General features: G+C 52.7%; 1 pseudogene. It reads left to right on the forward strand.

What is annotated here, in order from left to right:
* A pseudogene (locus B3182_RS01775) lies at positions 1 to 222 on the forward strand (3-phosphoshikimate 1-carboxyvinyltransferase); the annotation flags it as partial.

Here is a 222-nt window from a genome sequence, read left to right on the forward strand (position 1 = left end):
GCCAGTGCTCAGGTTAAATCCTGTCTGTTACTTGCCGGCATGTATGCTGAAGGAACCACTAGCGTGACGGAACCTGCCCCGACTCGCGATCATACTGAACGCATGTTGCAAGGCATGGGATATCCAGTCGTGGTTCACGGTAACCGCATCAGTATTCAGGGTGGCGGAAAATTAACCGCAACCAGTATTGATGTGCCTGGCGATATTTCCTCGGCCACGTCA

Origin of the sequence: Methylophaga sp. UBA4204 (genome assembly GCF_002379485.1) — a bacterium.
GTDB lineage: Bacteria > Pseudomonadota > Gammaproteobacteria > Nitrosococcales > Methylophagaceae > Methylophaga.